At 61.0% G+C, this 22,675-nt stretch carries 24 protein-coding genes; 11 read left to right on the forward strand and 13 right to left on the reverse strand.

The features are described 5' to 3' along the window. Positions 1 to 118: 118 nt before the first annotated feature. The 4 genes from hpf (at position 119) to SRB521_RS01565 (ending at position 2,612) form a co-directional block, all read left to right on the forward strand. On the forward strand, positions 119 to 664 hold the full coding sequence (gene hpf, locus SRB521_RS01550) for a ribosome hibernation-promoting factor, HPF/YfiA family (RefSeq protein WP_033119137.1): 546 nt from the start codon (positions 119 to 121) through the stop codon (positions 662 to 664). A 140-nt stretch (positions 665 to 804) separates the two neighbouring features. Continuing rightward, positions 805 to 1,161, forward strand: a complete 357-nt coding sequence (locus tag SRB521_RS01555; protein ID WP_371824764.1) for an ArsR/SmtB family transcription factor — start codon at positions 805 to 807, stop codon at positions 1,159 to 1,161. A 100-nt stretch (positions 1,162 to 1,261) separates the two neighbouring features. After that, complete coding sequence (locus SRB521_RS01560; protein WP_116721511.1) at positions 1,262 to 2,275, forward strand: permease; 1,014 nt, start codon at positions 1,262 to 1,264, stop codon at positions 2,273 to 2,275. A 19-nt stretch (positions 2,276 to 2,294) separates the two neighbouring features. After that, positions 2,295 to 2,612, forward strand: coding sequence for a thioredoxin family protein (locus tag SRB521_RS01565; protein ID WP_075705151.1), 318 nt, complete (start codon positions 2,295 to 2,297; stop codon positions 2,610 to 2,612). A gap of 163 nt (positions 2,613 to 2,775) precedes the next feature. On the opposite strand, the gene SRB521_RS01570 is transcribed toward SRB521_RS01565, so the two are convergent. After that, positions 2,776 to 3,330, reverse strand: coding sequence for a hypothetical protein (locus SRB521_RS01570; RefSeq protein ID WP_075705152.1), 555 nt, complete (start codon positions 3,328 to 3,330; stop codon positions 2,776 to 2,778). A 15-nt stretch (positions 3,331 to 3,345) separates the two neighbouring features. Beyond that, on the reverse strand, positions 3,346 to 3,762 hold the full coding sequence (locus SRB521_RS01575; RefSeq protein WP_075705153.1) for a hypothetical protein: 417 nt from the start codon (positions 3,760 to 3,762) through the stop codon (positions 3,346 to 3,348). Positions 3,763 to 4,104: 342 nt separating this feature from the next. Between SRB521_RS01575 and SRB521_RS01580 the strand changes: the two genes are divergently transcribed. The 4 genes from SRB521_RS01580 to SRB521_RS01595 all read left to right on the forward strand — a co-directional run bounded on the left by SRB521_RS01580 (position 4,105) and on the right by SRB521_RS01595 (position 7,114). Beyond that, positions 4,105 to 4,587, forward strand: coding sequence for an RNA polymerase sigma factor (locus SRB521_RS01580; RefSeq protein ID WP_033119140.1), 483 nt, complete (start codon positions 4,105 to 4,107; stop codon positions 4,585 to 4,587). A gap of 67 nt (positions 4,588 to 4,654) precedes the next feature. Continuing rightward, positions 4,655 to 5,167 (forward strand): hypothetical protein, encoded by a 513-nt coding sequence (locus tag SRB521_RS01585; RefSeq protein ID WP_242943981.1) that lies wholly within the window; start codon positions 4,655 to 4,657, stop codon positions 5,165 to 5,167. Positions 5,168 to 5,432: 265 nt separating this feature from the next. Beyond that, entirely contained in the window at positions 5,433 to 6,242 is an 810-nt protein-coding gene (locus SRB521_RS01590) for a M55 family metallopeptidase (protein ID WP_075705156.1), read from the forward strand. Positions 6,243 to 6,253: 11 nt separating this feature from the next. After that, the gene (locus SRB521_RS01595; RefSeq protein WP_058116942.1) at positions 6,254 to 7,114 is read left to right on the forward strand and encodes an NYN domain-containing protein; all 861 of its coding nucleotides are present in this window, start codon (positions 6,254 to 6,256) and stop codon (positions 7,112 to 7,114) included. 301 nt (positions 7,115 to 7,415) lie between these two features. Here the strand turns inward: SRB521_RS01595 and SRB521_RS01600 are convergent, their stop codons facing one another. The 11 genes from SRB521_RS01600 to SRB521_RS01650 all read right to left on the reverse strand — a co-directional run bounded on the left by SRB521_RS01600 (position 7,416) and on the right by SRB521_RS01650 (position 19,439). Beyond that, the gene (locus tag SRB521_RS01600; RefSeq protein ID WP_058116943.1) at positions 7,416 to 7,865 is read right to left on the reverse strand and encodes a GNAT family N-acetyltransferase; all 450 of its coding nucleotides are present in this window, start codon (positions 7,863 to 7,865) and stop codon (positions 7,416 to 7,418) included. A gap of 310 nt (positions 7,866 to 8,175) precedes the next feature. Next, positions 8,176 to 9,480, reverse strand: a complete 1,305-nt coding sequence (locus SRB521_RS01605) for a redoxin domain-containing protein (RefSeq protein WP_116721510.1) — start codon at positions 9,478 to 9,480, stop codon at positions 8,176 to 8,178. A gap of 103 nt (positions 9,481 to 9,583) precedes the next feature. Continuing rightward, positions 9,584 to 10,402 (reverse strand): C40 family peptidase, encoded by an 819-nt coding sequence (locus SRB521_RS01610; protein WP_075705159.1) that lies wholly within the window; start codon positions 10,400 to 10,402, stop codon positions 9,584 to 9,586. A 9-nt stretch (positions 10,403 to 10,411) separates the two neighbouring features. Further along, positions 10,412 to 11,203, reverse strand: coding sequence for a serine hydrolase (locus SRB521_RS01615; protein WP_075705160.1), 792 nt, complete (start codon positions 11,201 to 11,203; stop codon positions 10,412 to 10,414). Then, the gene (locus SRB521_RS01620) at positions 11,200 to 12,123 is read right to left on the reverse strand and encodes a S66 peptidase family protein (protein ID WP_058116946.1); all 924 of its coding nucleotides are present in this window, start codon (positions 12,121 to 12,123) and stop codon (positions 11,200 to 11,202) included. Before SRB521_RS01620 ends, SRB521_RS01615 begins: the two co-directional genes overlap by 4 nt. Positions 12,124 to 12,196: 73 nt before the next feature. Beyond that, the gene (locus SRB521_RS01625; RefSeq protein ID WP_075705161.1) at positions 12,197 to 13,135 is read right to left on the reverse strand and encodes an ATP-binding cassette domain-containing protein; all 939 of its coding nucleotides are present in this window, start codon (positions 13,133 to 13,135) and stop codon (positions 12,197 to 12,199) included. Beyond that, positions 13,125 to 14,174, reverse strand: a complete 1,050-nt coding sequence (locus SRB521_RS01630; RefSeq protein WP_075705162.1) for an ABC transporter ATP-binding protein — start codon at positions 14,172 to 14,174, stop codon at positions 13,125 to 13,127. Before SRB521_RS01630 ends, SRB521_RS01625 begins: the two co-directional genes overlap by 11 nt. 13 nt (positions 14,175 to 14,187) lie before the next feature. Then, positions 14,188 to 15,189, reverse strand: coding sequence for an ABC transporter permease (locus SRB521_RS01635; protein ID WP_116721509.1), 1,002 nt, complete (start codon positions 15,187 to 15,189; stop codon positions 14,188 to 14,190). Further along, positions 15,189 to 16,142 (reverse strand): ABC transporter permease, encoded by a 954-nt coding sequence (locus SRB521_RS01640; protein ID WP_058116949.1) that lies wholly within the window; start codon positions 16,140 to 16,142, stop codon positions 15,189 to 15,191. Before SRB521_RS01640 ends, SRB521_RS01635 begins: the two co-directional genes overlap by 1 nt. A gap of 138 nt (positions 16,143 to 16,280) precedes the next feature. After that, positions 16,281 to 18,221, reverse strand: coding sequence for a peptide ABC transporter substrate-binding protein (locus tag SRB521_RS01645; protein WP_116721508.1), 1,941 nt, complete (start codon positions 18,219 to 18,221; stop codon positions 16,281 to 16,283). 129 nt (positions 18,222 to 18,350) lie between these two features. Beyond that, positions 18,351 to 19,439 carry a dipeptide epimerase gene (locus SRB521_RS01650; RefSeq protein ID WP_075705165.1) on the reverse strand — a complete coding sequence of 363 codons (1,089 nt, stop codon included), beginning with the start codon at positions 19,437 to 19,439 and terminating at the stop codon, positions 18,351 to 18,353. A 349-nt stretch (positions 19,440 to 19,788) separates the two neighbouring features. Between SRB521_RS01650 and SRB521_RS01655 the strand changes: the two genes are divergently transcribed. The 3 genes from SRB521_RS01655 (at position 19,789) to SRB521_RS01665 (ending at position 22,617) form a co-directional block, all read left to right on the forward strand. Beyond that, on the forward strand, positions 19,789 to 20,790 hold the full coding sequence (locus SRB521_RS01655; RefSeq protein WP_075705166.1) for a helix-turn-helix transcriptional regulator: 1,002 nt from the start codon (positions 19,789 to 19,791) through the stop codon (positions 20,788 to 20,790). A 326-nt stretch (positions 20,791 to 21,116) separates the two neighbouring features. Continuing rightward, complete coding sequence (locus SRB521_RS01660; RefSeq protein ID WP_075705167.1) at positions 21,117 to 21,773, forward strand: hypothetical protein; 657 nt, start codon at positions 21,117 to 21,119, stop codon at positions 21,771 to 21,773. A 349-nt stretch (positions 21,774 to 22,122) separates the two neighbouring features. Beyond that, on the forward strand, positions 22,123 to 22,617 hold the full coding sequence (locus SRB521_RS01665; protein ID WP_165366521.1) for a DUF1275 family protein: 495 nt from the start codon (positions 22,123 to 22,125) through the stop codon (positions 22,615 to 22,617). Positions 22,618 to 22,675 lie beyond the last annotated feature (58 nt).

The raw sequence follows: 22,675 nt of genomic DNA on the forward strand, positions 1-22,675 counted from the left end.
ATAAAATCCAGGTGACTTTCCGTAGAGATGCTGGTATAATAAAGGTACCGAAGGGCGGAATGGACTGCCCCCGGTTACCACAGTCCCCGTGAGGGGACGAAAGAAGGAGCTGAATCGAATGAAGTTCGTATTCACCGACAAGAAGGTCACTCTGCCCGCGTCCGTCCATGCCTATGCGGAAAAGAAGGTAGGCAAGCTGGACCGCTATTTCAAGACGGAAGGCGAGGCATCTGTCGTCTTCAGTGTGGAAAAGGACCGGAACGTCTGCGAAATTACGGTCCGCTCCGGCAGCATGATCCTCCGCGCTTCGGAGAGTACCTCCGATATGCGCGCATCCATTGACGCCTGTGTCTCCGGCATGGAGCGCCAGATCCGCAAGAACAAGGCCCGCCTGGAAAAGCGTCTGCGCACCGACGCCTTCGAGCGCACGGTGGACGCCGCCGAAGTCTCCGACTTCGCACCCGAGGAGGAGGAGTCCGAGTTCAGGATCGTGCGGACCAAGCGGTTCCCCATCAAGCATATGACGGTGGAAGAGGCGGTGCTCCAGATGAATCTGGTGGGACACACCTTCTTCGCCTTTAAGAACGCCGATGCCGACGGGGCCTTCTCCGTGGTCTATACCCGCAACGGCGGCGGCTACGGCCTCATTGAGGACGACGTCTGAATCCAGGCAGTACAAGGGCCCGCCCCGGAGCTATGCTCCGGGGCGGGCTTTTATGATCCGCACCCCGTGAAAGGGGTTGACATAGCCCAGGGGGATGGGTATACTTTTCATATCAAAAAATTTTTATGTGATGTGATGTGATGAGATTGGAAGCAATTCACCAGAAAAATGCCAAACTGTTTAGGGCGCTGGGCGATCCCAACCGTCTAGCCATTCTCGCGCTGCTCCGCAGCGGCGAGAAATGTGCCTGCGTGCTGATGGAACGGCTGGATATGGGGCAGTCCGCAGTGTCGTATCATATGAAAATTTTATGCGCGTCCGGGGTGGTGACCAGTCGCCAGGAGGGAAAATGGACCCATTACCGCCTGAGCGAAACAGGCGGCCAGGCTGCTGCGGCGCTGCTGCTGCAGCTGACGACGCCATATGCCACGCAAGAGCGCTGCTCCGAGGCGGAAGGGCAGTCCGGAGCTGCGCACCGGCAGTCGAAAGGCGCCTGATGACCAGAGGTGTGATAGCCCTGCTTGATGGGGCAGGGAGCTTTGACGGAAATACATCAAAAAAATTTGATCTAATGGACATAAAAAGGAGGAATCCATGATGCAGTGGCTACAGGCCGCAGGACGGCTGATACAGGAACAGGTCCTGGGGATGGAGTGGCTGAATGTGCTGATCGGGCGGGGGGTGTCTGCCCTGGGACTGGACCCTGCCTCCCGCTGGGGCGGGAGCATCCAGTTCTTTCTGTACGACACAATCAAGATCACTTTGCTGCTGTGCCTGCTGATTTTTATGATTTCTTATATCCAGAGCTACTTCCCGCCGGAGCGCAGCAGGAGGCTGCTGGGGCGCTTTCACGGCTTGGGGGCAAATATGGCGTCCGCCCTTCTGGGCACGGTGACCCCCTTTTGCTCCTGCTCGTCGATCCCGCTTTTTATCGGATTTACCAGCGCAGGACTGCCGCTGGGCGTGACGTTTTCGTTTTTGATCTCCTCGCCCATGGTGGATTTGGGTAGCCTGATCCTGCTGACCAGCATCTTTGGGGGCAAGATCGCGGTGATCTATGTGGCCGTCGGACTGGCCATTGCGGTGGTGGGCGGGACCCTGATCGAACGGCTCCATCTGGAGGAATATGTGGAGGATTTTATTCGAACTGCCGGCCGGGTGGACGCGGAATTGCCCTCACTGACCCGGCGGGAGCGCTTGGAGTATGCCGGTGAGCAGGTTGCTGCCACATTCCGCAAAGTGGCCCCCTATATTCTGGCCGGTGTTGGGATCGGCGCGGTCATCCACAACTGGATTCCGGAACAGTGGATCGAGGGTATCCTGGGTGGGGGAAATCCTTTTGGCGTCCTTCTTGCCGTGATTGTCGGTGTGCCCATGTACGCCGATATTTTTGGTACGATTCCCGTGGCGGAGGCACTGCTGGGAAAAGGGGCGCAGCTGGGAACAGTCCTTGCCTTTATGATGGCGGTTACGACCCTGAGCCTGCCGTCCATCATCATGCTCCGCAAGGCGGTCAAACCGAAGCTGTTGGGGATATTCGTCGGCATCTGCGCCGGGGGAATTCTGGCTGTGGGCTATCTGTTCAATGCCCTGGAATATTTGCTGATATAAAGATGGGAGGCCATTGGGAATGGAACTGTTCAAAAAAAAGAGAGCGGAAACAAATACGCGCCGCTGCGAAGGCAGCGGCGCCGGGAGGGCAAGCGCGGGAATCAAGGTGCTGGGATCCGGATGCGCAAAGTGCAATGCGCTGGAGGCGTCCGTCCGCGCCGCATTGACAGAACTTGGCATGGATGCCGCTGTGGACCATGTGACGGACTTTGCACAGATCGCTTCCTATGGAGTGATGACCACGCCGGCCCTGGTGGTGGATGGACAGGTGGTGTCCTGCGGCAGAGTGCTGAAGAAAGAGGAGGCAAAAGAGCTCATCCAACGGGCCAGGAGCTGACCGCCGCTGCCCGGGCCAAAAATTGCGCCCCGTCCCAACGTACCGGGGCCGCTGTCCCTGGGGCGGTGTGTCGGAGACGGAACGGTCCCGGTGCTGTGAAAACAGACCCTAAAAGTAAAAGCCGCAGAATCCTCAGATGAGGGGGTCCTGCGGCTTTTTGCCGTTATAACCGGTAGGAGAGTTCGGCGGTCAGGGCCGTCCACAGCTGGGCGGGGGTGGCCGGACGGCGGGCATGGGGGATGTATGCCATGGCGGCCTGATCGCCGCTGCCGGCCAGATGCACCTCCAGGTCGGCCTTCGGGAGATAGACGGTCAGCGCCTCCTGGCCAGCATGGGTGTAGTCCGCCGTCACCTCCAGACCGTCCAGGGTGCGGTAGGAAAGACGCCAGCGCCTCGCCTCCGGCACGGTAAGGGAGAGATCCGAGCCGTAATCCGGGAGGTAGGGGATCAGCACCGACGCATCTCCGGAGGAGCTGGCGTTCAGGGACAGGGGCCGGATGGGAGAGGCGGCCCTCTGGAAGAGCAGGACGGAGTCGGAGGGGGGCAGGGGCGAAAAGGTCTCGTCCATCAGCACACCGCCCTCGAACCGGGTCCGGGTCTCCTCTGCCAGGCGGGCGGCATACTGGCCGTCCGCCCAGAATAACAGGCCCGCCGAGCCGGCGGCCAGCAGGGCCATGGCAGTCAGGGTACAGAAAATACGTTTTCTGAGAGTGTGCACAGGAAATCCCTCTTTTCAAACATTATAGGGAATCAGATCCTGGATCTTTTGATAGAGCGCGGGACCGGAGCCCAGGATCATATAGCAACCGGAATCGCCGTCCGCGGGACTGAGAAAGGCGCCGCGGGGGGTGATCCAGGCACACATGCCGCCGGCGGATACACAGATATCCCCGGTAAAGGGGCCGGGCAGGGCGGTGGGGAGGCGGACGCAGGCGCTGTCCGCCAGCGCGGAGGACAGTAGTCCGGAGGCGGGGAGCGCGAAAGCGCGCAGGGTGCCGTCGCCGGAGACCGTCAGGGCGCGCACATCCCCCCCCTCAGCGGAGAGTGGCAGCATGTCCCGCGTACTGCGGGGGGAGAACCACGCGAAAGCGGCGCACAGGATCAGGATCGCCGCCGCCGGAGCCCAGTGCAGCCGGGTATGGCGCGCCATGGACAGCGCCTCCTTTCTTCGCTTCTGGAAAAGGTTTCTACCTCTATAACGATGAAGAAGGGCGTTTTGTAACAGCTTTTATAGCGGCTTAAGAAAAACTTAAGAAATGAATGCTGCCGCAGAGACGCGGGAGGAAATATGTGGGCTTTCTGTGTTTCTTAGACGCTGGGAGAGCGGAAAAAGTTGCAGGCAAAAGAAAAAACGGCCGCCCTCATTTTGAGAAGCGGCGGCCTTTGTCCGCCACGGCAGAGGAAAAGACGGTAGCGGCGCTTTGTAACCTTTCACTCCGCTACTTTGTATTATGGATGAAAGGCTTTTCAACCGGGTTAAGGAGCATGCTATATGAAACCACCCCTCAAGATGCTGATTGAAAAATATCGGAACAATCTCTATACAGCGGCATTTAACGTATGTAAAAATGCGCAGGATGCCGAGGATGTTGTTCAGGATACCTTTCTTCAGTATTGGTCCCAGAAAAAAGAATTTGAGACGGAGCAGCATATCCGTGCGTGGCTGCTCCGCGTGGCGATCAACAAGGCGAAGAACAAGAACAATACTTTTTTCAGGCGAAACGCGCTCCCGCTGGAGGACTACATGGAAACCCTGGCCTTCCAGTCGGAGGAGTCGTCGGAATTGTTTGAGGCGGTGATGAAACTCCCGGAAAAGTATCGTATCGTGGTCCACTTGTTTTACTATGAAGATTATTCGGTAAAGGAAATTGCGGACATTCTGAAAATAACGCCGGGCAATGTGAAGGTCAGGCTGTCACGCGGAAGGATGTCGCTCCGCAACACATTGAAGGAGGCATGGGAAGATGACGAATAGGGAAAAATACAAGCAGGCGTTTTCGGCGGTTCATGCCTCTGATAATTTTTCTTTGGAGGCAGAAAAAATGGAAAGAACAGCAAAACAGCATCGGTTTAGAACAATGGCCGCCGTTGTTGCCGTCTGTGCAGCGCTCGTGGGAGGCGCCGCGGCCGCATATGCCGCAGATGCGGGTGGAATTCAGCGCGCCGTTCAGGTCTGGATCCACGGAGACCAAACAGCGGCCACGATTCAATTTGACGGAAACGGAAGCTACCGCATGGAATATACCGACGGCGAGGGGCATGTGCGGCATCAGAGCGGCGGAGGCGTGGCATTTGCGCCTGACGGGACAGAGATCCCCGTATCGGAGGAGGACCTCATGGCGCAGCTCACGGAGCCGGATGTGCAGTACGAGGAGGATGGGTCCGTGTGGCTCCACTGGTTCGACCAGAGCCTTGACATCACAGACAGATTTGAAGACGGCGTCTGCTATGTGAAGCTGGTGAATCATGGGGAACCCCTGTATATGACGGTAAAATATGAAAACGGGTATGCGACCAGCTCCCATAAGTATGTGAGCCCCTGGGAGTTCAACTGACGCAAAAGGATAGAACAGCGGACCTCCTGTCCAATGGTTGGGCAGGAGGTCCGCTCTGTCTGTCGAAAACCCTGTATGCTAGGGAGCGCTCATGGCCTGCGGTGGGGGAGCGCGAGCGGGCGACAGCCCGCCCCGCATGGAATCAAATGCCCCGGAAAGTCTGCGCCGGCGGGCGACTTTTTTGCTCGGCCGCATATGCAAAGCCGTCTCTTTATGCTATACTGATTCCAGAAAGAGACGAAAAAAAGAAAAGGAGTGCTGTACTTTGAAGGTATTTATCAGCGCCGATATCGAGGGTACCTGCGGGATCACCGACTGGGCGGAGACCGAGCGGTGTACCATGGACGACTACAAGCCCTTTCAGAAGCAGATGACCCGGGAGGTCAAGGCCGCCTGCAAGGGGGCCCTGGACGCGGGGGCCGGGGAGATCTTCCTCAAGGACGCCCACGACTCCGCCCGGAACATCGACGCCGCGGAGCTGCCCGAGTGCATCCGGATCCTCCGGGGCTGGACGGGAGACCCCCTGTCCATGATGTCCGGCTTGGACAGGGACGACTACGGCGCCGTCCTCTTCACCGGCTATCACGCCTGGGCCTCCTGCCCCGGCAATCCCCTCTCCCACACCATGAACCTGCGCAACGAGCATGTGCTCCTCAACGGTGTGCGGGCCAGCGAGTTCCTCATCAACGCCTATACCGCCGGATATTACGGCGTGCCTGCGGTATTCCTCTCCGGCGACGAGGAGCTGTGCGCCTTTGCCCGTGAGTTCATCCCCGAGATCGTGGCCGTGCCGGTCAACCGGGGCGTGGGCGGTGGCGTGATCTCCATCCACCCCGACGTGGCCGTGGAACGCATCCGGGCGGGAGCCAAGGAGGCGGTGCATCGGGGCGCCAAGTGCAAGGTGCCCATGCCGGAGCGGTTCGACAGCGAGATCCGATTCCGGGAGCACCGGACGGCCTACTCCAAGAGCTTTTACCCCGGGGCGCGGCTGGAAGATGGAAAGAGCGTGTGCTTCTCCACCGACGACTGGTATGAGATGCTGCGGTTCTACCACTTCGTGCTCAGTGACGGCTGAGGAGGGCGGATATGGAGCAGTCAAACGACCAGAGCCTGCGCCTGGCGGTGCTCATTGACGCGGACAACGCCTCCCGGACCGCCATGCGGGACGTGATGGCCGAGATCGCCGTCTACGGTACCCCCACCATCAAGCGCATCTACGGGGACTGGACCACCCCCAATATGGCCTCCTGGAAGCCGATCCTGCTGGAGAACGCCATCACCCCCATCCAGCAGTACAGCTATACCACCGGAAAGAACTCCACTGATTCGGCTATGATCATCGACGCCATGGACATCCTCTATACCGGACAGTGCGACGGTTTCGTACTGGTGTCCAGTGATTCCGACTTCACCCGTCTGGCCACCCGGCTGCGTGAGGCGGGCAAGAAGGTCATCGGCATGGGGGAGAAGAAGACGCCCAGTCCCTTCATCGTGGCCTGTGACAAGTTCATCTATATCGAGGTCATTCGGGCCGCCGCCAAGGACAAGGCGGCTAAGCCGGAGCCCGCGCCGGAACCGGAGGCGGTGCCCGCCCCGGCGGAGGGGACCAAGGCGGGCAAGAAGGGAAAGAAGAAGGCGGCCCCGGAGCCCCCCGCCGCGCCGGAACCGGAGCCCGCTCCGGAGGAACCGCAGAGGAAGGTCCCGCCGGAGATCGAGGAGCTGATCGCCGGCGCCCTGGATATGATCGCCGACGAAGACGGATACGCCTTTATGGGGGAGCTGGGAAACCTGCTGATCCGGCAGCAGCCGGATTTTGATCCCCGGAACTACGGTTTTTCCAAACTGACCCAGCTCATCAAGAGCCTGGACCGCTTCGAGGTGGACGTGCGGCAGACGTCGAACCCCCATACGAAGCACATCTTCCTGCGGGACAAGAAGCGGAAGTAGAGGGGGAGCGGAGTGGCCGCACGTCCACCGGGCGCGGAGCGCCCTCGCGCCGTAAGGCGCGCCCAAGGCGGGCCGCAGCAGGCGGCCCACCTTGCCGCAGGGCGGATTCACTCCGCCCGAGGAAGAAAAGGACGGGGTCCCCGGGAAAGGCACAGAATGATAAGGAAGTATGGGGGTTGTTACAAGGCGGCCCAAAGTTTATAAAGAATCAAGTAAAAGAGGCGGGTAGTTTCATAAACTACCCGCCTCTTTGGTATCATATTGACAAAAAATTTGTGAACACCTACCCTATTTCTTCTAGTTAACTTAATTGGATGGCAAGTTCAATCTCATCTCCATCACTATTTCCTGTTGGCTCAAATCCTGCTTCTTTATATATTTTCAGAGCAACCTGATTCCTTTTATTACAGGTGAGTGCTATACGATCAGAATTTCCAAAAGGTTTTTCGCGAATATAATCAATCACTTTCTGTAATGCAATTTTCCCATATCCCTTACCCTGTTCAGACTTATCAATCATCATATGCCATATATCATATTCTGGGATGTCATAATCATAAATGACCATTACATATCCCACTATTTTATCTCCATCATATATTCCAAATGGAGTACATTGTTTATAATACACATATGCCTGCGCGAGGCTTCTAATAGGATGTGAAACAAATAGTTCCTGTTCTTCCTCCAGTTTCAAATTAAATGCATCGATAAAATTATCTTCATTTATCTGTATTAAACGAACATCCATTTACATTCTCCTGTACAACTCCCGATTTATCGTTCACATTGTATCACATCCAAATGCCGCTTACAAGATATAAAGCAGGGTGGGTGTTCCATGGAACACCCACCCTGCTTTAGTACTATGAGCCAAAATACTTCGATATGGGATGCGACCTAAAGGCGGAGCCTTTTCCGGGGGAGACGTGGGGCAGACGTCGCCCCCCATACAAAGCACATCTTCCTGCGGGACAAGAAGCGGAAGCAGAGACAGCATTGTGCCCGGACGGTGGATTCCGTCCGGGCACAATGCTGTTTTTAACGCCGGCAAGGCCGGTCTATTTTTGCGCTTCGCGGACGCCGGTGCGGGTCTGCTCTACAATGCTGTCCATGATCTTCCGGCTGATGCCCCCCTGGACATAGCCGAAGGCGCTGCCGTCCGGGGCGATCATGAAGGTGGTGGGGAAGGCGCGGATGCCATAGGCGGAAAAGACGTCCCCAGTGAGGTCCATCACCACCGGATAGGTGTAGCCGCCGTCACTGAGGAAGGTCTCCACCTCCTCACGGGTGACGTCCTGGTTATAGGGGAAATCGTCAGTCTTGGGATTGGCCACCCCCAGGACGATCACCTCCCCGCCGTTCTCACCCCAGTCCTCATAGAGGGCCTGGATGTCGGGCATCTCCGCCTTGCAGGGTGGGCACCAAGTGGCCCAGAAATTGAGAAAGACGGTCTTGCCCTGGTAGTCGGACAGGGTGTGCTCCACGCCGTTCTGGTCGTACAGGGTAAAGTCGGGGGACGGAACCGGGGCCGGGGAGGCCGTGGATTCCGGATGGACGGAGGGCGAAGGCGTGGGGGAGGCCGTGACGGCGGGAGAGGATGGGCTCCCGGCGGCCGGAGGCGTCCCGGCGGCGCCGAAGCGGGAAAGGTAAGAGGACACGCCGTTCATCCAACCGGTGAACATCATGACGCCCATGAGCACCATGAGGACGCCGCCCGCCTTGACGGTATACCGCACCACCTTCTGGTGCTGCTTGAAAAAGTCCAGCAGAGTGCCGGTGAAGAGGCCTGCGGCCAGAAAGGGCAGAGTGAAGCCCAGGGTATAGAGCCCGATGAGGGCAAACCCCCTGGCCGCAGAGGCGGCGGAGGAGGCCAGCAGCAGCACCGAGGCCAGGGCGGGCCCCACGCAGGGAGTCCAGGCAAAGGAAAAGGTGAAACCCAGCAGCAGGGCGGCCAGTGGCCCCATGGTGAAGCGGTCCAGCCGGAAGGGGAGGCGGTGTTCGGAGGCGATGAGCCGGGACTGCCCAAGAATGCCCAGCTGGTAGAGGCCGAAGAGGACCACCAGAATGCCGCCCGCCCGGGTGAAGAGGGACTGATACCGGGAGAAGAACCGGCCCGCGGCGGTAAAGCCCAGGCCCAGAAGGAAGAAGGCGAAGGACACCCCCAGGACGAAGAAAAAGGTGTTCCCCAGCACCCGCCTCCGGCGGTAGCGGACCGAGCCGTCCGGCTCCACGGTCCTGGCACCCCCGGAGAGATAGCCGATATAGAGGGGAACCAGGGGCAGGACACAGGGGGAGAAAAAGCTCAGAACCCCCTGGAGAAAGACGGTGACGGCGGAGACGCCGGTCTCAATGGAAAAGCCCATACAAGCTCCTTTCTGAACATGGGATGGGAGGCAAGTATACCAGCCCCGGCGCCGTGCTGTCAAGAAAGACCGCGCGAAGCGGGAGCCCGGGCGGGGTGCTCCGTCAAAAAATACTGCCCACGGCGGTCATGCCCTTGTCCAGATCCTCCCGGTAATCCGGGTCCTCCGGGCGGAGGCTGTTGATCACCACGCCGTCGCTGCCGCAGCGGGCGGTGGAGTGGATATACCTGCCCTCCCCCAGATACATGGCCGTGTGCCCGGGGAAGTACAGCAAGTCGCCGGGGCGCATGGAGGAGCGGGGGATGGGGTGGACGGGGAAGCCCTCCCGGATCTCAGCGTCCCGGTAGATGACCACGCCGCTGAGCAGGTAGCTCATGGAGGTGAGGCCAGAGCAGTCGATGCCCATGGGGGTTTTGCCGCCCCAGCGGTAATGGACACCCAGATAGGAGCGGGCGGTGGCGGTGACCGCAGCCCGAAAGGCGTTCTCCTCGGCAGGAAAGGATTTTTTGTAATATTCACAGAGAAAACTACATTTTGTATACCCCTCCCGGCCGTCGGGGAGGACCACCCGCTGCCAGCCCTTTTCGTCGGGCGCTCCTACGGGGGAGACCAACGCCCCCCGGGTCAGGGTGACCAGGGGCCAGAACTCCACGGCGGGGCCGGAGAGCACGTCGCAGATGGCCTTGCAGACCACCTGCTTGGGAAGGTCGGCCCAGCGGCGGATGCCGCTGTCCCCGAAGAGAAGGCACTCCGCCGGGGCATAGCCCCCGTAGCGGTAGGGGGCCTCCACCTGATACCAGCCGGTGCGGGTGTCCTCCAGCACCTCCAGGGTCATGCCGAAGAGGGCCTCATCCCCGCGCCGGCACTGGTGGGAGGGCCGGGTCATCAGGGGGCAGATAGGGGAAGTGACGATGGCTTTCATAACAGCACCTCACAGATAAGTCTCATAGATGGCCCGGGCCAGGCGGCCGATGTAGCGCTTCTGTTCCGGGTCGCCGTCGGGGCTGGGGCCCTCCCAGGTGAAGATTCCCAGGTAGTAGCCCCCGCTCCCCTGAAAGAATACCCCGGCGTCATGGGTCACGCCGTCCAGCTCGCCGGTCTTGTGGGCGAAGTCCACCGGGTAGGGGAGATAACGCAGGGCGGCGTCCATGCACCGCTGACGGCGGAGCAGATCCAGGGCGGTCTCCGTGAGACGGGGGGTCAGCAGCCGTCCCAGGCAGAGCTGCCGGTAGAGGCGGCACTGGTCGGCGGCGGAGGTCCGGTTGTCCCGCCCGGCAGCCGCGGCGGCGGCGTCCAGCATTTTCCGGCGGCAGACGGTGTGCCGGAGCCCCAGCACCCGGGTGGCGTACCTGTTGACGGCGTCCAGGCCCAGCAGGTCCAGGATCACATTGGTGGCGGTATTGTCGCTGAGGGCCGTCATCCAATAGAGGAGCTCCCACAGGGAGCAGTCCGTCTCCCCCCGGTCAAACACCTCGGTGTCGGGCAGCAGAGCCGCGGCGGGGAGCACCACTCGCTGCTCCAGGGAGAGCCGGCCCAGACGCACCTCCTCCAGGGCGGCCAGGAGGATGGGGACCTTGATGGTGGACGCGGAGGGGACCGGCTCCTCCGGCTGCCAGGCATGACGGACCGCGCCGGTGGGGAGATCGGCCACCAGCAGGGAGGTCTTGCCAGGAAAGGCGGCGATCTCGGCCGCCAGATAGGCGCTCAGTTCCGCAGGTGTCATCGGGAGAGCACCTCCACTCGGCGTAGCTCGGTGTCCATGGCCGCCCTGGCCCCCAGGGGCAGGGACATGGTGGGCAGGGTGTGCCCACAGGCAAGGCCTGAGAGCACCGGCTTTCCCGCGGGGACAATGAGCTCAGAGAAGATCTCCGGCAGCGTGAGGGTGCGTTCCGGGTATTCAGGCACGCAGTCGGTCCAGGCCCCCAGCAGCACGCCGGCACAATCGTCGAATTTACCGGCGTTTCGCAGTTGGGTGAGCATGGCGTCCACCCGATAGGTCTGCTCACCGATGTCCTCCAGGAACAGAAGCTTGCCCCGGGTGTCAATCTCCCAGGGGGTGCCCAGGGAGGCGCACAGCAGGGAGAGGTTCCCGCCGCAGAGGAGCCCGGCGGCGGAGCCGCTCTGGAGCGCGGTCATGGCCATGCCCTCCGGATTCTCCAGGGGGCCATCCACCGGGCCGAAGAGGGCGCGGCGGAGGCAGGCCGCGGTGTAGCCGTCCACGGGCTGATAGTATTCGGTGGAGGGCATGGGAGTGTGGAAGGTGACGAAGCCGCAGCACTGGTTGAAAGCGGTATGGAGGGCGGTGACGTCGCTGTAGCCGCAGAAAAGCTTGGGCGTGCGGGCAATGGCGTCCAGGTCCAGCAGGGGGAGAAGGCGGTGGGCGCCGTAGCCGCCCCGGATAGCCAGCACCCCGGCGATGGTGTCGTCGGCAAAGGCGGACTGGAGGTCCCCGGCCCGCTGGGCGTCGTCGGCGGCGAAGTAGCCGTGGCGGTTTTCATAATAGCAGGAGGGGTAGACCACCGGCTGGAGGCCCAGGGCGCGCACCGCCTCCACGGCGGGGGCCAGGCGCTCCTCCGGCACCGCGGAGGAGGCGCAGACCAGGGCGACCTTTGCCCCGGGGTAGAGTGGATTGGGCGTGATCATGGTTCACCTCAAAAGAGAGAAATGGCCCCCCGCGAGGCGTGAGCCGCGCGGGGGCGCCGCCGGGGATCCGGGGTCAGAGCTGAGCCCGGTAGCCGTCCAGTTCCCGCCGGCTGCCCCGGACAAAGTGGCCGGGCTCCAGCTCCTCCCACAGGGGAGGATTGGAATCGTCGTAGCCATGGCAGGAGGGGTCGTAGACCACCAGCTTTTTTTGCTTTTCCGAGACGGGGTCGGGCTGGGGGATGGCGGAGAGGAGGGCCCGGGTATAGGGGTGGAAGGGGTGGGCGAAGAGCTGCTCCGCCCCGGCCAGCTCCTGGAGCCGGCCCTTGTAGATGACGGCGATGCGGTCGCAGATGAAGCGCATCACAGACAGGTCGTGGGCGATGAAGAGATAGGTGAGGCCCCGCTCCCTCTGGAGCTGGGACATCAGGTTGAGCACCTGGGCACGGATGGACACGTCCAGAGCGGAGATGGGTTCGTCGGCCACGATGAAGTCGGGGTCCAGAATGAGGGCCCGCGCGATGCCGATGCGCTGGCGCTGGCCGCCGGAAAACTCGTGGGGGAAGCGGCTGGCAAACTCGGGGAGCAGGCCCACGTCCGAAAGGGCCTTGGCCACCCTGGCCTTCCGCTCCTCCTCCGGCAGGCGGGCCCCCTGGGCATAAAGCCCCTCGGAGACGATGTAGTCCACCTTGGCCCGCTCGTTGAGTGAGGCCATGGGGTCCTGGAAGATCATCTGGATCTTCCGGGTGACCTCCCGGTCCAGCTCCCGGCTGATCTTGCCGCTGATCCGCTTCCCCTGGAACCACACCTCGCCGGAGGCCGTGGGATGGATGCGGATGATGGAGCGGCCGATGGTGGTCTTGCCCGAGCCGGACTCCCCCACCAGACCGAAGGTCTCCCCCCGGAAGATCTGAAAGGACACGTCGCTGACGGCGTGGAAGGGACGACGCCTGGAGCCGAAGTCCACGCACAGATTTTTGACGTCCAGAAGGACTTCCCTGTTCTCACTGGGCACGGAATTTCACCCCCTGTTCCCGCAGCTGGCGGATGTGTTCCGGCGGCTCCACCTTGGGAGCCCTGGGGTCCAGGAGCCATGTCCGGGCCTTGTGGGTGGGACTCACCTCGAAATAGGGGGGGCGCGCCACAAAGTCGATCTTCAGGGCCTGGGGGTTCCGGGGCGCAAAGGCGTCCCCCTTTACCTCGTGGAAGAGGTTGGGCGGCGTACCGGCGATGGAGTAAAGGGGCTCCCCCTTCACGCCCAGCTGGGGCAGGGAGGACAGAAGGGCCCAGGTGTAGGGGTGGCGGGGGTCGTAAAACACCTCTTCGCAGCGGCCCAGCTCCACGATGTCCCCGGCGTACATGACGGCGATGCGGTCGGCCACGTTGGCCACCACGCCCAGGTCATGGGTGATGTAGATGGTGGTGAGGTCGTATTTCTTCTGGAGGGCCTTCACCAGGTCCAGGATCTGGGCCTGGATGGTCACGTCCAGGGCGGTGGTGGGCTCGTCACAGATGAGGATCTTGGGGCGGCAGGCCACGGCGATGGCGATGACCACCCGCTGGCGCATGCCGCCGGAGAACTCGTGGGGGTACTGGCCGTACCGGTGCTCCGGGTCGTCGATGCCCACGTCGGAGAGGGTCGCCAGTACCGCCCGCCGGGCGGCGTCCCCCTTCAGGCCCTGGTGGAGGACCACCGCCTCCTCGATCTGTCTGCCGATGGTCTTGAGGGGGTTGAGGGAGGTCATGGGGTCCTGGAGGACCATGGCGATCTCCCGGCCCCGGATGGTGAGCCACTGCTTTTCCGAGGCGTATCCGGCCAGGTCCTGTCCGCCGTAGAGGATGTGCCCCCCGGTGACCGAGCCGTTCTGGTCCAGCAGGCCCATGAAGGACTTGGTGAACACGCTCTTGCCCGAGCCGGACTCCCCCACGATGGCCAGGGATTCCCCCCGGTACACGTCCAGGGACACGCCGCGGATGGCGTGGAGGGTGCGGCCCCGGAGGTCAAACTTCACGTCCAGGTCCTGGACGGACAGGATGATGTCTGTTTCTGTCAAGGTCCAGGCCTCCTTACACGTGATTTTTGGGGTCGGCGGCGTCGGCGAAGGCGTTGCCGATGATATAAAAGGAGATGGTGATGACGGCCAGCACCACGGTGGGGAAGATGAGCTGATACCGCAGGGGCGGCGCGGTCATGAGGAGCCGGCCCTCGTTGAGGAGGTTGCCCAGGGAGGGGATCTCCAGGGGGAGGCCCAGGCCGATGTAGGTGATAAAGACCTCGTTGCCGATGGCGGCGGGGATGGCCAGAGCCACCCGCAGCATGATGACGCTGACCAGATAGGGCAGCAGGTTTTTGAAGAGGATGCGCCAGGTGGAGGTGCCCAGGCACCGGGAGGCCAGATTGTAGTCCCTGTCCCGGAGGATGACGATCTGGTTGCGGACAAAGCGGGCCATCTGGATCCAGCCCGTCATGCACATGGCCAGCACCATGGTCTGGATACTGGGCTTGAGAATGAGGGAAAAGAGGACCAACACCAGGGTCTGGGGGAGGTTATCCAGGATGTTGTAGAGCTCGGTGAAGAGAAACTCCACCCTGCGGACATAGCCCCACAGCATCCCCGCCAGAATGCCCAGAAGGGCCTCCACCCCGGCCACCACAAAGCCGATGAACAGGCTGGTGCGGGTGCCCGACCAGATGCGGGCCCACAGGTCCTGGCCGATGGAGTTGGTGCCGAACCAGAAATCGCTGTTGGGCTGCTGGTTGCGCAGGGGCAGGCCGTTGAGGGGGTTGTCATAGATGAGGTTGGGGTCCCGCTGGCCGGGCAGGTAGGGCTGCACCACGGTGAAGAGGAGCAGGGCGGCCATGACCAGGAGGAGAAAGACCGCCACCCGGTTTTTGAAGAAGGCCCGGAAGGTGCTCTGCCAATAGGAGTAGTTGGAGTAGCCGCCCTTCTCGGCCTCCCGGAAGTCGTACCCGGCGGGAGTGAAGAGGGCGCTCTCCTCCTCCGGGGTGAGGGCCCGCTCCACCTGCTCCAGGAGCGTCTTTTCCTTGTGGGAACGATAGCTGGACATCAGCGCGCGCCCTCCTTTTTGCTCAGCTTGATGCGGGGGTCGGCCACCGTCATGAGAAGATCCCCCAGAATGAGGCCGATGATGCCCACGGTGGCGTAGAGGAGGACGATGCCCTGGACCATGGTGTTGTCCTGGCGCTTGATGACGTCCACCAGCAGCCCGCCCATGCCTGGGATGGAGTAGAGGGACTCGATGTAGATGGAGCCCACCACCGTGTTGAGGAAGGAGGTGGGGATGTACTGCACCATGGGAACAAAGGCATTTCGGAAGATATGGCGGCGCATGATGGTGCTGCTCTTCACGCCCTTGGCGGTGGCCAGGCGCACATAGTCCTTGGTGGTCTCATCCACCATATACCGCCGTAGCCACATGCCGTAGTAGGCGATGTTGGGGAGAGAAAGGGAGACCACGGGCAGGATCCAGGCCGTCCAGGTGGCAGACCCGGTGACCAGCATGGGCAGGTGGAAGAGGTCGCTGCCCAGAAGCTGGAGAAAGAGGTAGTACACCGCCGCAGGCACCGCCTGGATAAAGACGATGAAGCCGGTGCCCAGCTTGTCGCCCAGCTTATGCCTGGTACGGTTGGACCGGGCCATGAGGATACCCATGGGGATGCCCACAGCCATGGCCAGCAGCATGGCGGCGATCCCCAGCTTCAGGGAGACGGGGATCTTTTCGGCCAGAATGGTGGTCACCGGCACATTGGTGCGGTAGATGTGGGACACCCCCAAGTCGCCCCGCAGGGCGTCCCGGTAGAACCGGGCGAGCTGGACGGGCAGGGGCTTGTCCAGGCCCAATTGGGCGATACCGGCCTGGACCTGGGCGGCGGTGAGCTTATCATAGTTGGTGAAATAGCCCTCCACCGGCATCTGCCGCATGAGGCAGAATACCAGGGAGATGATGAAAAACAGGGTGATGAGGGACCGACCGATCCGTTTGGCCAGATACTTCAGCATACGCAAGATCCTTCCTGTTGTTTCTTCCCGGCCGTTTCCAAAAGGTCCGGTCCGCCGGGCCCCTTGGAAACGGCCGGCAACCTCCCGGCACAGCCGGGAGGTTGCCGCCGAAGGGTGCGGTGGAGCTGCGGGGAAGGCTCAGCGGGCGGCCTCCCAGGCGGCCAGATTGGCCTCGAACTGCTCCATGCTCACATAGTCGCTCTGGAGGTGCTGGCCCTTATAGCGCAGGCCCGACACGCCGAAGGGGGCGTACTGGGTCTCGAACACGTTCAGGCGCACCACCTGATAGGAGGTCTGGCTGGTGGAGAAGGGGATGGCAAGGGCGTGGTCGATGAGGTAGGCCTCGGCGGCGGCGAAGAGCTCATAACGGCGGGCCATGTCGGAGGTCTCGGCGATGGCGGCCTCCACCAGGGTGCGGTATTCCGCCACAGTGTCGGCCACGGGGTCCCCGGCCTCCATGGCCTCGGTCAGGAAGGCGTATTTATAGTCGCCGTAGAAGGGGTCGGTCCAGGTCTGGGGGTCGGCGTAGTCGGCGCCCCAGCCGCACTTCATGAAGGCGTAGTCGCCGGAGCGGCGGACCTCGGTGAGGAAGTTGGACTCGGGGCCGGCCACGGTGATGATGTCGATGTAGTCGCTGCCCAGCAGGCCCTCCATCTGCTGCTCCACCACGGCGCACTCCTTGTCCCAGTCCACGGTGGCGGGGTTATAGCGCACCAGGACCTTCACGGGGAAGGTGCAGCCGGCGGCCTCCAGCTCGGCCCGGGCGGCGTCGCGGTACTCCAGGGCCTTGGTCTCGTCAAAGCTGTCCCGGGCCATGATGGCGGCCAGGTCGCCGAACTGGGTGTACTCCTTGCCGTCGGCATTGGTGAAGCCCGGCGGGGTGACGGAGTTGATGGCCAGGCTCTGGGGGTCGTTGGGGTCCAGGACGGAGAGCTCCCGCACCCGGTCCAGGCCCGCCATCAGGGACTGGCGGAAGTTTTCGTTGTTGACGGCGAGACGCCAGTTCTCCGGCTCGTACTCGGCGTCAAAGGTGGGATTGAAGTTGAAGCAGTAGAAATAGGAGTAGTCCACCTTGGCGCGGTACTTGCTCACCAGGTCGGCGGTGTTGGGGTCCAGGAGCCAGGAGTCCAGGATGTCGGAGCCGATGTCGGCCTGATCGATCTCCCCGGTCTTGACCATCTGGGGGCCCACGGTGTTGTACTGGGAGTTATAGGTCTCCACGATCTGGTCGATGTACACCTTGTCCTTGTCCCAGTAGGACGCGTTTTTGGTGTAGACGTGGGTCTGCTGGGGGGCGAAGTCGGAGAGGATATAGGCCCCGCAGTAGAGCAGGGTGTCCGGCCCGGTGGCTGCGCCGAAGCTGTCGCCCTTCTCCTCCAGGAAGGGGCCGTACACGGGCATGAAGCACACGTAGGTCAGGCCCGAGAGGAAATAGGGCACCGGCTGTTCCAGCGTGTACTCCAGGGTATAGTCGTCCAGGGCCTTCACGCCCACCTCTTCAAAGGTGATGGGGTCCACCGGTTCGATGGCGTTGCCCTCGGCGTCGGTGGTCTTAGCGCCGTTCTCGCTGGTGATGAGGTAGGAGGTATAATTGAAATAGGCCTCCGCGTTCTTCACCACGCCGAAATAGGAGGCGGCGGTGCCGCTTTGGTGAGCGGCGTCCAGCACGTAGGCGGCGGCGGTGACGAAGTCGTTGGCGGTGAGCTCCCCCTGCTCGGCGCCGGAGGAATCCACCCACTTCACGCCCTGGCGGATCTTGAAGGTATAGACGGTGGCGTCGTCATTGGTGGTCCAGCTCTCGGCCAGGGAGGGTTGGAGCGCGCCGTACTGGTCGTACTCCACCAGACAGTCGATGACGTTGGCGCCCACGGTCTGCTCCAGAATGGTGTTGGTGGTGAGGTAGTTCATGGTGGAGACCTCGGAGCCGTAGAGCTTGCGGTAGACGGCGCTCTCGGGGGCCGCGCCGCCGCCGGTGGGGGCGGGCGTGGCGTTGCCGCTGCCTCCGCCACAGCCGGAGAGCAGGCCCAGGCCCATGGCCAGGGTCAGCGAGAGGGCGAGGATGCGATTTCTTCTCTTCATGCGTGTTCCTTCTTTCCATTTCGATATTTCAGGGGTTTCGTGCCCCATTGCACGCGGGAGAGAGGCCCCCGGCGGCGGCGCCGGGAGCGGAAAGCGGCATGCCGCTTTCCGGGAAAGGGACGTTGAGGCTCAGCTCCACTGGGCGCAGGGGAGGTTCCCCACGCCGATTCCGGGGTCGCCGGTCATGGAGATGGCCGCCTCGTCAAACACAGGGCCCCCCTCATAGGGGTCCACGGAGCAGAGGGAGGGGCCGTCCAGATCGGCCCGGGTGATGACGCTCCGGCCGGCGGCCAGATGGGCGGCGGCGGCCACGGAGAGGCGGGACTCCAGCATGCAGCCGATCATGCACTCCACACCGTAGATTTCCGCCACGTCGCAGATCTTCAGCGCCTCGTGAATGCCGCCGGTCTTCATGAGCTTGATGTTGATGAGGTCCGCAGCGCGCTGGCGGATGATCTCCACCGCGTCGGCGGGGGAAAAGACCGACTCGTCGGCCAGGATGGGGGTCTGCACCCGCCGGGTGATGTACTTCATACCCTCGATGTCGTGGGCCTTCACCGGCTGCTCTACCAGCTCAATGTCCAGCCCCTTGTCCTCCATGGCGGAGATGATGGACACCGACTGTCGGGCGTTCCAGCCCTGATTGGCGTCCACCCGGAGGAGAATGTCGGGACCCACGGCGCTGCGGATGGCGGCGATGCGCTCCACGTCGGCCCTGCCCTCCTTGCCTACCTTGATCTTCAGGATGCGGTAGCCCCGGTCCACGGCCTCCAGCGCGTCGGCCACCATCTCCTCGATGGGATTGACCGAGATGGTGAGGTCGGTCTCCACCCGCTTCCGGGCGCCGCCCAGAAGCTGATAGACCGGCGCGCCCAGACGCTTTCCGTAGAGATCGTATACCGCCATATCCACCGCCGCCTTGGCCGAGGTGTTTTTGAGGATGCAGCCGTGAAGTTTTTTCATAATGCCGTCCAAATTTTCGATCTCCATCCCCAGAAGGGCGGGGCGGATGAAGTCCCGGACCGCGCACTCGATGGAGCCCAGCGTGTCCCCGGTGATAACGGCGGTGGGAGGCGCCTCGCCGTACCCCGTCTCGCCGGTGTCGGCGATCACCCGGACCACCACGTCCTCCACGGCGTCTACCGTGCGTAGAGCGGTCTTGAAGGGGTGGCGGAGGGGAAGGGAGATGCGGCCTGTCTGAATATCCTGAATGACCATGAGAATGCCCCCTGAAATGAAATTTTAAAGAAATCAAGTTTCACGTTTCGTCCGCTTCAAGAAAAAGGGAAACTTCAACTAGATAAATTGTACCATGTATCTACTCTATTGTAAAGAAAAAACATGGCGGAGGGCGGGCGTCCGGTGGCGGGAAAGAGAAAAACGGCGCTTCTGTTTGCAACTTGAAGATAAAAAAACTGCAAATCGAAAGAGCGGACGCCGTCGAAGGGGACATTTCACGGCCAGTCCCTCCGGCGCCGGCGATGAAAAGGGGGCTTTCTCCCGCTGGCGGCAATGTGATATACTGGAAAAAAGCGCGCCGGACGGCGGGCGGAGGGAGGAGAGGCACATGGCGAAGGGTGCGGGGCAGAAGCGCAAAACCCTGATCCTGGCCCGGGTGCTGCTGGAGCGGACGGACGAGGACCACACCATGACGGTGCCGGAGCTCATTACGGCTCTGGAGGCCGAAGGCGTGACGGCGGAGCGCAAAAGCGTCTATGACGACCTGGAGGCCCTGCGGGGGTTTGGGCTGGACGTACAGAGCCGGAAGGGGCGGGCCCCCGGGTGGTTCATCGGAGAGCGGCCCTTTCAGCTCCCGGAGCTCAAGCTGCTGGTGGACGCGGTGCAGTCGTGCAAATTCATCACCCGGCGCAAGAGCGACCAGCTCATCGGCAAGCTGGAGGGGCTCACCAGTGTGTGGCAGGCCAGGCAGCTTCAGCGGCAGGTCTATGTGGACCGGCGGGTCAAGACCATGAACGAGAGCGTATACTATTCCATCGACACCCTTCACGCCGCCCTGGCGGAGGGCAGAGGGGTGCGCTTCCGCTATTTTGAGTACAATGTCCGCAAAGAGAAGGTATTCCGCCGGGAGGGGGCCTGGTACGCCGTGTTTCCCCATGGCCTCATCTGGGACGACGAGAACTACTACCTGGTGGGCTATGACGAGGAGAAGGGCGGGGTGCGCCACTACCGGGTGGACAAGATGGCCGGGCTGGAGATCACGGACCGGACCGGCAAGGAGGGTGGAGGCCCCGGGGCGCTGGACGTGGCGGCCTATGCCGCCAAGCATTTCGGCATGTTCAGCGGCCGGGAAGGGCGGGTGCGCCTGCGGTGCGAGAACGGCCTGGTGGGGGTGGTGCTGGACCGGTTTGGACAGGAGAGTGTCCTGGTGCCAGACGGCAGGAACCACTTTACCGTCACGGTGGACGCGGTGGTGTCCCCCCAGTTCTTCGGCTGGCTCTTCGGCCTGGGGGATCGGGTGGAGCTCCTGGCTCCGGACTGGGCGGCGGCGGCCTTCCGGGCTCAACTGGACGCCGTAGGGGCAAATTATGGGGAAAAACAAAAAGATTAGGGGGAAAAGGTATTTTGTTTTAGTCCCAATTCACTTATGTGTTCCCGGCAGAAATCGCGCATAAATATACAATGCAATCAAAATAAGCAACCAAATCAATGAGAGATTGACAGAACGGTGGCCTCTTTTCCTTGCAATCTAATCTCAAAGCACTTTGATAAGAAAAAGTATAAATTTTTGTGCTGATGAAATGATCTCCGGCGATTTCACTGATGACCTTGACAAAAACAGCAAGATCAAGATAATATAAAACGCTGAACGGACGTGGCCTGGAAAATTTTGGAATCTACATAAGCGATCATATAACGACAGAGGAGGTAACTTACATGAGAAAATTGACAGCATTGCTTATGGCTGCGGCAATCGTTCTCGCAGGGGCATACTTTCTGACCACTTCCGGAGTCGATCGGGAATTTCCGATAAACGGTGATAATGTTTCCAATTTGAATACGGAAGAAATCATTCGTAAAATAGCTGATGCTGAAAATTTGGAAGATGGTTCTTTGTTGTGTGCTAATGTGGACAATTTTGACTTAATGTTTACATCTGATTTTGACTGGGCAAACGACGGTGCAATCCGATTTTTCTATACCGAAAGGGAAAAAACCTATAGCGCACAATTAAGAATGTTCCATGATGATAATAAGTATTTTATTACAGAGCGTACAGAGTGGGTTAAGCAGGAGCGTATTTTCAAACTTCAAGACTATTTAGAGGCGCTAAAATATATTCCGCAGGGAGAAGTGCGTCAACTCTCGCCAGATGCTGACGGTTATTCTATAGAACAGGTAGACTATGGTGTACCGAATGACTTCGACCGGGTTCTCACCTATAACCAAGCCGGAGCATCGAATTTAGACGGCTGGCTGATTCATTTGACAGTACAGCCTTTGCACGAAACGGCCGACGGTGCATACAACGGCTCCGGTGATGAGCTCATTCATCTATTCTATGACCATTCGGATTTCACGACAACTGATTGATGCCATGTCAATGGGTATAAAAGCGCAAGCGGTTCCACCCGATAAGGATGGAGCCTCTTTTTATGTCCCTAATGAATGAATATTCACTAAAAAATCCCACCAATACTTCGGGAACACATAAGGAAATTGGGAGTTGTTTTATGAGGTAGTGTGATAAAATCATAGGCCATGGGGGGATATGACATGGGCGCAGAGCAGCGACGGGAGCGGTATCTGCACAATTTGATGGCGGTGATCGGGGACTTTTTCGGCGGCTACGCCATCCTCAACCGCTGTGATATCCTGGGCTCGGCCCAGACGGCCAACCTGCTGAGCATGACGCTGAAGCTGTTGGGGGGACCTGCGGGAGGTGCTGATCCGCCTCGGCGCGGCTGCCCTCTACGCCTGCGCCATCGCCCTGTCGATCCTGGTGCCGGAGTACCTGGGCCGGGACCTGCAGCGCTTCAGCATTGCCTGCACTGCGGCTGTATCTATGCTGCTGGGTGTCCTGCCCGCGGAGATGGATCCTGTGCTGGGCCTCTACCCCATTTTCTTTGTCATGGCGCTGCAGTGGTGTGCCTTCAAGGGGTGCGGGAAATATGTCAGCTCCACCATCTTCTCCACCAACAATTACAGGCAGACCACCCAAGGGGTGACAAGGTATTGCATCACCAAGCGGCGGGAGGAACTGGAGCAGGCCAAATTTTTCGGGTTGACGCTGTGCTCGTTCCACCTGGGGGTGACGCTGTCCTATCCGGCGCACCTGAGACTGGGGGTCCGGAGCGCATGGCTCTGCCTGCCGCTGCTGGCGGCGGCGGGCGCGCTGGCCCGCCGGCGGCACGGGGCTGAACGGGCCGCGGCATGACCGCAAGGGAAGAAAAAGCACCGGGCACACCGCTCTTTACGGTGCGCCCGGTGTTTCT

Origin of the sequence: Intestinimonas butyriciproducens, assembly GCF_004154955.1 — a bacterium.
Classification (GTDB): domain Bacteria; phylum Bacillota; class Clostridia; order Oscillospirales; family Oscillospiraceae; genus Intestinimonas; species Intestinimonas butyriciproducens.

Bases quoted from the DNA above. Each gene is read 5' to 3' on its own strand.
- SRB521_RS01610 (WP_075705159.1), bottom strand. From the start codon at position 10,402: ATGAAAGCCATCGTCACTTCCCCTATCTGCCCCCTGATGACCCGGCCC.
- SRB521_RS01600 (WP_058116943.1), bottom strand. From the start codon at position 7,865: ATGGATGTTCGTTTAATACAGATAAATGAAGATAATTTTATCGATGCA.
- SRB521_RS01640 (WP_058116949.1), bottom strand. From the start codon at position 16,142: ATGCTGAAGTATCTGGCCAAACGGATCGGTCGGTCCCTCATCACCCTG.
- SRB521_RS01595 (WP_058116942.1), top strand. From the start codon at position 6,254: ATGGAGCAGTCAAACGACCAGAGCCTGCGCCTGGCGGTGCTCATTGAC.
- SRB521_RS01660 (WP_075705167.1), top strand. From the start codon at position 21,117: ATGAGAAAATTGACAGCATTGCTTATGGCTGCGGCAATCGTTCTCGCA.
- SRB521_RS01655 (WP_075705166.1), top strand. From the start codon at position 19,789: ATGGCGAAGGGTGCGGGGCAGAAGCGCAAAACCCTGATCCTGGCCCGG.
- SRB521_RS01620 (WP_058116946.1), bottom strand. From the start codon at position 12,123: ATGATCACGCCCAATCCACTCTACCCCGGGGCAAAGGTCGCCCTGGTC.
- SRB521_RS01585 (WP_242943981.1), top strand. From the start codon at position 4,655: ATGGAAAGAACAGCAAAACAGCATCGGTTTAGAACAATGGCCGCCGTT.
- SRB521_RS01615 (WP_075705160.1), bottom strand. From the start codon at position 11,203: ATGACACCTGCGGAACTGAGCGCCTATCTGGCGGCCGAGATCGCCGCC.
- SRB521_RS01575 (WP_075705153.1), bottom strand. From the start codon at position 3,762: ATGGCGCGCCATACCCGGCTGCACTGGGCTCCGGCGGCGGCGATCCTG.
- SRB521_RS01555 (WP_371824764.1), top strand. From the start codon at position 805: ATGAGATTGGAAGCAATTCACCAGAAAAATGCCAAACTGTTTAGGGCG.
- SRB521_RS01565 (WP_075705151.1), top strand. From the start codon at position 2,295: ATGGAACTGTTCAAAAAAAAGAGAGCGGAAACAAATACGCGCCGCTGC.
- SRB521_RS01560 (WP_116721511.1), top strand. From the start codon at position 1,262: ATGCAGTGGCTACAGGCCGCAGGACGGCTGATACAGGAACAGGTCCTG.
- SRB521_RS01605 (WP_116721510.1), bottom strand. From the start codon at position 9,480: ATGGGCTTTTCCATTGAGACCGGCGTCTCCGCCGTCACCGTCTTTCTC.
- SRB521_RS01635 (WP_116721509.1), bottom strand. From the start codon at position 15,189: ATGTCCAGCTATCGTTCCCACAAGGAAAAGACGCTCCTGGAGCAGGTG.
- SRB521_RS01645 (WP_116721508.1), bottom strand. From the start codon at position 18,221: ATGAAGAGAAGAAATCGCATCCTCGCCCTCTCGCTGACCCTGGCCATG.
- SRB521_RS01650 (WP_075705165.1), bottom strand. From the start codon at position 19,439: ATGGTCATTCAGGATATTCAGACAGGCCGCATCTCCCTTCCCCTCCGC.
- SRB521_RS01580 (WP_033119140.1), top strand. From the start codon at position 4,105: ATGAAACCACCCCTCAAGATGCTGATTGAAAAATATCGGAACAATCTC.
- hpf (WP_033119137.1), top strand. From the start codon at position 119: ATGAAGTTCGTATTCACCGACAAGAAGGTCACTCTGCCCGCGTCCGTC.